This is a genomic window from Nostoc sp. (assembly GCF_036917275.1).
Lineage (GTDB): Bacteria > Cyanobacteriota > Cyanobacteriia > Cyanobacteriales > Nostocaceae > Nostoc.
Genome location: NZ_JBALDF010000010.1, coordinates 22,571 through 28,633, shown reverse-complemented (window position 1 = coordinate 28,633; position 6,063 = coordinate 22,571). Strand labels below are relative to the sequence as shown.

The 6,063-nt window shown below is 44.7% G+C and carries 12 protein-coding genes; 7 read left to right on the top strand and 5 right to left on the bottom strand.

The genetic code is table 11. From position 1 onward, the window contains the following. Positions 1-156: 156 nt before the first annotated feature. Genes V7K35_RS04700 through V7K35_RS04685 form a run of 4 tightly spaced genes read right to left on the bottom strand, consistent with a single transcriptional unit; the run spans position 157 to position 1,457 of the window. Positions 157-495, bottom strand: coding sequence for a hypothetical protein (locus V7K35_RS04700; protein WP_335076792.1), 339 nt, complete (start codon positions 493-495; stop codon positions 157-159). Between the two features lie 35 nt (positions 496-530). Continuing rightward, positions 531-902, bottom strand: coding sequence for a hypothetical protein (locus V7K35_RS04695; protein WP_335076790.1), 372 nt, complete (start codon positions 900-902; stop codon positions 531-533). Between the two features lie 36 nt (positions 903-938). Beyond that, positions 939-1,145 carry a hypothetical protein gene (locus V7K35_RS04690; protein WP_335076788.1) on the bottom strand — a complete coding sequence of 69 codons (207 nt, stop codon included), beginning with the start codon at positions 1,143-1,145 and terminating at the stop codon, positions 939-941. A 54-nt stretch (positions 1,146-1,199) separates the two neighbouring features. Next, on the bottom strand, positions 1,200-1,457 hold the full coding sequence (locus V7K35_RS04685) for a hypothetical protein (RefSeq protein ID WP_335076786.1): 258 nt from the start codon (positions 1,455-1,457) through the stop codon (positions 1,200-1,202). Positions 1,458-1,617: 160 nt separating this feature from the next. Here V7K35_RS04685 and V7K35_RS04680 point away from each other — a divergent pair, with 160 nt between their 5' ends. Continuing rightward, positions 1,618-1,986, top strand: a complete 369-nt coding sequence (locus V7K35_RS04680; RefSeq protein WP_335076784.1) for a KGK domain-containing protein — start codon at positions 1,618-1,620, stop codon at positions 1,984-1,986. A 120-nt stretch (positions 1,987-2,106) separates the two neighbouring features. On the opposite strand, the gene V7K35_RS04675 is transcribed toward V7K35_RS04680, so the two are convergent. Further along, on the bottom strand, positions 2,107-2,451 hold the full coding sequence (locus V7K35_RS04675) for a hypothetical protein (RefSeq protein ID WP_335076782.1): 345 nt from the start codon (positions 2,449-2,451) through the stop codon (positions 2,107-2,109). Positions 2,452-2,926: 475 nt separating this feature from the next. Here V7K35_RS04675 and V7K35_RS04670 point away from each other — a divergent pair, with 475 nt between their 5' ends. From V7K35_RS04670 to V7K35_RS04645, 6 genes are all read left to right on the top strand, one after another. Further along, on the top strand, positions 2,927-3,292 hold the full coding sequence (locus V7K35_RS04670) for a hypothetical protein (RefSeq protein WP_335076780.1): 366 nt from the start codon (positions 2,927-2,929) through the stop codon (positions 3,290-3,292). Between the two features lie 78 nt (positions 3,293-3,370). After that, entirely contained in the window at positions 3,371-3,595 is a 225-nt protein-coding gene (locus V7K35_RS04665) for a hypothetical protein (RefSeq protein WP_335076778.1), read from the top strand. Between the two features lie 105 nt (positions 3,596-3,700). Beyond that, positions 3,701-4,060 (top strand): hypothetical protein, encoded by a 360-nt coding sequence (locus tag V7K35_RS04660; protein WP_335076777.1) that lies wholly within the window; start codon positions 3,701-3,703, stop codon positions 4,058-4,060. Positions 4,061-4,063: 3 nt separating this feature from the next. After that, entirely contained in the window at positions 4,064-4,273 is a 210-nt protein-coding gene (locus V7K35_RS04655; protein WP_335076776.1) for a hypothetical protein, read from the top strand. Further along, on the top strand, positions 4,274-5,515 hold the full coding sequence (locus V7K35_RS04650; protein WP_335076773.1) for a hypothetical protein: 1,242 nt from the start codon (positions 4,274-4,276) through the stop codon (positions 5,513-5,515). It abuts the gene before it with no gap. Positions 5,516-5,790: 275 nt separating this feature from the next. Further along, complete coding sequence (locus tag V7K35_RS04645) at positions 5,791-6,060, top strand: hypothetical protein (RefSeq protein WP_335076771.1); 270 nt, start codon at positions 5,791-5,793, stop codon at positions 6,058-6,060. Positions 6,061-6,063 lie beyond the last annotated feature (3 nt).

Here is a 6,063-nt window from a genome sequence, read left to right as displayed (position 1 = left end):
AGATGTGGTAGGATATAGAGAAATAACGGTTATTCTACCGCCTAATCTTTCCGAGTATTTGTCCATTTATTTTTCCTTTTTTTTGATTCACTAATTCCTAATTAGTGATTTTTTTTGCGTGTGATAAATTACTGAGTTACTATTAAAACATTGGAGTTAAAGCGGGTCGATCGCAATTTCAAGGCAGGCATCAATCCACTGATTAATATCTGCCACGGTAGAAATTGAAGTAGATGATTGCCGTAGCGCTGCTAGCTCTGTAGGAAATCCCCCCGTAGCATCCCAGCAAGGGGCATTGATGTAATGCTGGCAGTATTCGGCAAGTAGGCTGATTTCGCTTTTAGAAAGATGCTCGGAGCTAAAGTATTTAAAAACTGCATTGGGCAACTCTCCTGATGTTTCATCCCTCCAGTTGAGCGGCAAGCCCAGAGGCGGGCGGTAAACATTAGGTATTCGTTTCGGTTGGTAAATGGTTACGATGATTTCGTCGCTCATTTGCGTTTAGGGATTGGGGCTGGGGAATCGGTAAGTTACAGGTACAACAGAAAATTATCCAACTGGTCAAGGGACAGTGAGTAGCGCGATCGCACCTTGTAAAATTTCTCTAAATGTTCTCGACCTTGGATTTCTGTCCAGCGTAATCGCTGCATTTCGGCGTCTGTCTGGTTTATCAGGTCATCAAACTTTTTGGAGATCATCAATTCGGTAGTGGTTTGTTTGGCACGAGCCATTGACAAGGCACTACTAAAAATCTCTGGCTTTTCTGTAAATAACCGAGGCAAGCCAGCGATTATCTGAGCGGCTAATGTTTCGGCGTGCTGGTCAGACGTAATTGCTGGAATCTGGATTTTGATGTAGTCCATCAAAAGCTGGGTTGATTGGGTTAGTGCTGTATCCGCCATTAGTTGATAGTTGGGAGTTATGGGTTGAGCTTGCGCTTAAGGGAATTTGCTGCGAAGATGTTCTGGTATTCGCTGCCACCAGGCTTTGGTTCTCCCGTTTTCGTCCAGGATGGTGAGGTGAAAGTATTGGGGGAAGTCGGGATGCTCAACGTTGATCCACTCTGGCAAAGGTGGCAGGTATTTTTCTATGCCTGGAAATAATTCGCTATCGTCTGGCATCTGAGAAGGTTCTTGTTTACTCATGAAGTCCTTGTAGTTGGTAATTAGTCACTGCGATCGCAATCTTTGGGTGGTTTTTTAGTTCATCGTCTGTGGGGCATTGCGGCTTGCTTTGTTTTTTACAATTGCCGTTACCTCTTTGAGTTCGTTTATTGCCGATGGGTTCTCTAGAAACACATTCGGCAAGTTTTTCAATACAACAGCTGTTACGACTGTGGCTTGATTAGGGTCTAATTCTGGGTCAATAGTGCGGATGTAGTTGATGAATTGGTCTAATTCGTAGAGGACGAGGATTCTCGCGTCAACTAACTTTGGTGAAATTCTTCGTTTAATCATTGGTTATTCCTCATTGGTCAAGAGCGATCGCAGTCTTTGGGTGGTTTTTTAGTTCATCGTCTGTTGGACGTTGCGGCTTGGTGGTTTGTGGGAAAACTTAGGGAAGGCGGATCGAGCGTCAACTTGATCCGCCATGTTCGTAATCGAAAGAGAGTGTGAAATGAACGATCCAGTAATTTTGAGTGGCAATGAAGTAATTAGCATTGCTAAAGAACTGAGCTTTGTGAATGCCAATCTTTTAACGTTTGAGGAGATAGACAGATACATCGGAGAAGCTATAAAGTCGAATTTTCCTAATTACAGGGCTTGGACTGCTGAACTTGCCGGATGCGACGGCGTTAGTGCTAAGGTTCTCCAACCGGGTAAAGACTGGCAGAATGGGAGGCTCAAACTAATAGTCAGTTATCGTGTGGAATTCACTCCTGATAAGGTGCTTGGGTCAGAGTCTCCTTTAGATGACCTGCGATCGCAATTAGGCAAGCCAGGATTCCCTCCGCAAAGTCCTTGTGTATTTTTCGGTAACTCATGATCGCCACTAGATGATTTCCGATCGCAACTCAATCCCGAATAGTCACAGATGCGTCGCCTGCTGATGACAGTAGGCGACATATCCATGAATAAAGCCGTTTACCCAAACAGGTAAACGGCTTTATTCTTTATGATTTATGTCTAGAAGACTTTCAGGAATCTCTTTTAGCTGTTTAATTCTGTCTTTTATTAACTCAGCTTGTTGTTCGTGGTAAGCCAGTTGTTTCTCATTCTCGTCGATCAACTGGCCGATTATTTTCCCAGAGATTCCATTATCTGACCATTGTCCGATGACAAGGCTATTTGGTTCATCGCTATCTTTTCCACCAATTGTGATCTGGTTAAACCCATGTTTTGGGCTAGTTCTTGGAAGAGTTCCCAGGCTTCCGTCTCTAATTTCAAACTGACTGTTTTGGGATTTTTCCGAGAGTTGGGACGACCGGTTCTTACCATTTTGGTTTTCCATTATTAACCCTTTAATTATCGCATATGCTTAAATGCGGTATTAACTTGTATATGTGCATATGCTTGTTATATAGAGATAGCGAATTTATGCAAGTGCGTTATGCACCGCTCCCCAACGCCTACCCCTTTGCGTTGCAACCGGAAAAAGCACCCGCGCCACCTTGCGCGGAAACACCCTGTACCTGATGCCCAATGTCTAATAACTAATACCCAACTCCCAACCAGACAGAGATAGCAGCCTGTAGCCGTAGTGCAAATGAAAGACCTGCTGGGAGTTGAAAAAAGAAAAAGCGACCACTACGCGCCAGCGATCGCTTAATCAAATGCAAATGGAATTTTATCTTAAGGAGATTTTAGCCGACTTATTAGACAAGTAACCGCCGCAGCGCTAGATCAATAAAAACGCCCAACACATTGCTACACAAGCAGTCTACGACTAAAAACAACCCATTCTATTGAGCGACTATTACAGTACTATGACCGAACAACAGATAACCGATAAACCACTGAACGGGCAACGACCAAGCCCCATTAATAGCCGCAAAGGTCGCAAAAAGGAGTGGAAGGATCTAACTATTGACCCACTCTCAGAAGGGTATGACAGCCATCAAGCCGACTATGTAGTAGGTAAAGCACCGATTACCTGGGCATTGCTCGAAGTTGGTCAACTCTTCTCGCGCTCCAAAAGCGGCAAGAACTTGCACGTCAAGCTCAACGATGGTCGCGCCATGTGCCTTGATACTCGCCGACCAATTGAGTTTAAGCCGACAATCCGCAACTCTACACAGGTTTGGGTTGTAACCAATTTCAATTCGACTAGTGCAAGCAAATCCGATTTTTAAAGGCGATCGCAGTTCTGGAAGATAAGCGATCGCCCGCATCGTGTAGCTACCAAATAAACCACACACATCCAAGATTATATGACTGAACGACCAAATCCCAGTAACGATATCCATAATGTCGGCTTTCCAGAGGGGCAATTGCTAGGCAATGGGGCATCTCCAGAAGATTGTGCCGACATCTCAGCCGCCTACCTTCAAGGAAAGCCATTACCAGAAAGTGACAATCCAGTTATTCAACGGATATCAGAAAGACTTACTCAGACTGGTGGCTACGGCAAATATAGCAATTGGGGGGAAGAATGAATCAAATAAGTATTCTTATTTGTATCATCGGCGCTCTAGTTATTGCTCTTGCCCTCTCTAAACCGCAGACTAACCGTTCTTTTTACCTCAAAGTCGAGGTGCAGTATGGCAGATGAGCAAAAAATAGTAGTTGAAGTTCCAGATCGGAGCTATTCGCCGCTAGCTAGTACAGTCGAACTATCTAAAATAGAGGAATTTAAAAAAGGGTGGGTAACGGCTATCGCGTTTCCCGACAATCTCCCAGACTTAGCTTACACCCTTGCTTCAACAGTTGCGATTCCGGCTTTATTGAGTAGCTGCTGGGTAAATATCCCCATCCCTGGATTTATCCGCTTGGGAGTAATGGGGATGTTAGCAATGGCGGGGTTTGTCGCCTGTTATCTGCGTCAAGTGATTCCTGAGATTAGGGATATCTTGTGGGTTCGTCTTGGTTTGGTTGCATTGGGATTAGTACTGGGTAGCTAACTTATGTTTAAAAAAGTTTGGGAACGATTGACTCAAGATCCAGAAATAGAAAAGCTAGACGTTCTGATTCTTGCCGCTGATTCGCGGATAGCGGCAAAGGAAAAATATTTAGCTGAACTAGCAGCTACTAATCAACAGTTACAGGGAGAAGTGGACAAATTAAAAGATGCTGTCTCTAGAGCAGAAAAAACGCTCGACAGGAAGACAAATTAAATGGAGTTGCATCCTTCCCAGTTGCACCAACACTTGCAGATGTACACCCGGGCCAAGTTATCATCCTGGTGTGGTTTAGCTCTAGGCTGTGGCTTACTGTTTTTGGGGGCAACTCAAAAGCCACAGTCTAAGCCGTGGATATTAGTGGCATCGGTTGGGACTTTAGAAGTAGGGCGCAGACATCGCCAAACAGCCAAACTACTGCTTGAATCTCTAGGCGACATCGACCGCGCCTCAAAGCTCAACTTCCAGGCGTGGGCCCGGGCTAAAACCCAGCCCACAGCAGAATTAGCGTTGACCGTTGGCGCTATCGATGTCAATTGTCAACCAGAAAACTTAATCACCGATCCAGTTGAGTACATCCAAAAAAAACAAAAACACGTTGCTTTAGTTGGTGGCACGGGTGACGGTAAATCGACTTTCACCCAATACTTGTCATCAAAAATTGGTGGACGAGTCGTTGTCTATGATTCCGATGCCAAGCCCGATGATTGGGCATGGATTGATCAAGCTGATGTTATTGGGCGTAAAGGCAACTTCAAAGCCATCGATACCGCGATGGGCAATGATCTCAAAACTTTAGAAGAGCTTGTCCAACTGCGTGGGGAGGGGGGAGATAATGCCATCGCCGATCGAGAACGCTTTCTAATTGCTGAAGAGTTCCCGATTTTGGTGGACGAATGCGACAATGCTACCTCTTGGATAAAACGCCACGCCAAACGGGGCAGGCGATACAAACAGTTCATTTGTGCTTTAGCCCAAAACGACACCGCAGAGAACTTTGGACTGCAAGGTGACAAAGATACCCTTTACAGCTGCTTTGTCTTGGTACGTTTAGGGCAGTTCGGGCGTGACCACGCCAGGACTAAACTTAAAGATCCTCAGTTAGAGCAATGGTTAAAAGCTGGTGGCAAGAAGCGGTTTATGGTCGATGACTGCCCCTGTGAGCTTGATTTGAGCAACTGGGGAACCGGAGCGACGGGACAGCCGGAAACCTCTGGACTGGATTGTGAGGAGGTGCAATCAACCCAAGACCTAAATGAATACGAGCAAATCATCGTCACCTGGGGGCAAGAGCATCCAGGTGAAATTTTGAAAGCAGCGATGCTTCAGCGAAACTCTCAGCCATTTAAGAAAGATGACCCAGAGAATATCAGGATTATCTTTGCTTCCCTCGCTGACAGGGGAGTCGGGGAAGTGGTAGATAGTGGCGATCGCTTGGGCTGGAGGTGGCAGAAGTAACGTCTACAGTTTGCCTACAGTCCGTCTACAGACTGTAGGCAACCCTTTTTAGGTAAGTTGCCTGATTAGTTAAGCAGCGGTTGAGTGAAAGTGCGATCGCTCAATACATTGCCGATAACCAATCAAGAGTCCGTCTACAGCGTCTACAATTTTTTACCCCAAAAAATTTGACTGTAGACATAAAAAATAGCCTCAGCTAGCGGGTTTTAACGACTGTAGACAAAATTTCTGGGATTCAAAAAACTTAAAAAAAACAAACAATTTTTAACTCTGCGATGAATTATTTTACTTATCACGATTTAGAAAAAGAAAATAAGCACGGGCTTACTGCTGGAGACGAATCACTCACTGAAGAATCATTAGTAGTTCGGGAGATGATTGTGCCCGGTATGGCTGGCTATTCAGATATGTATGTAAGACACATTTGTTTGATTTTCAGAGAACAGCAATACCTGATTATCAGCATGACTGATTATGAACTGGATGAAGCCAAAAGATTAGAGATATGCACTGGTGCTGCAAAGTTTTTGAAGCAAAGAAATTGATGT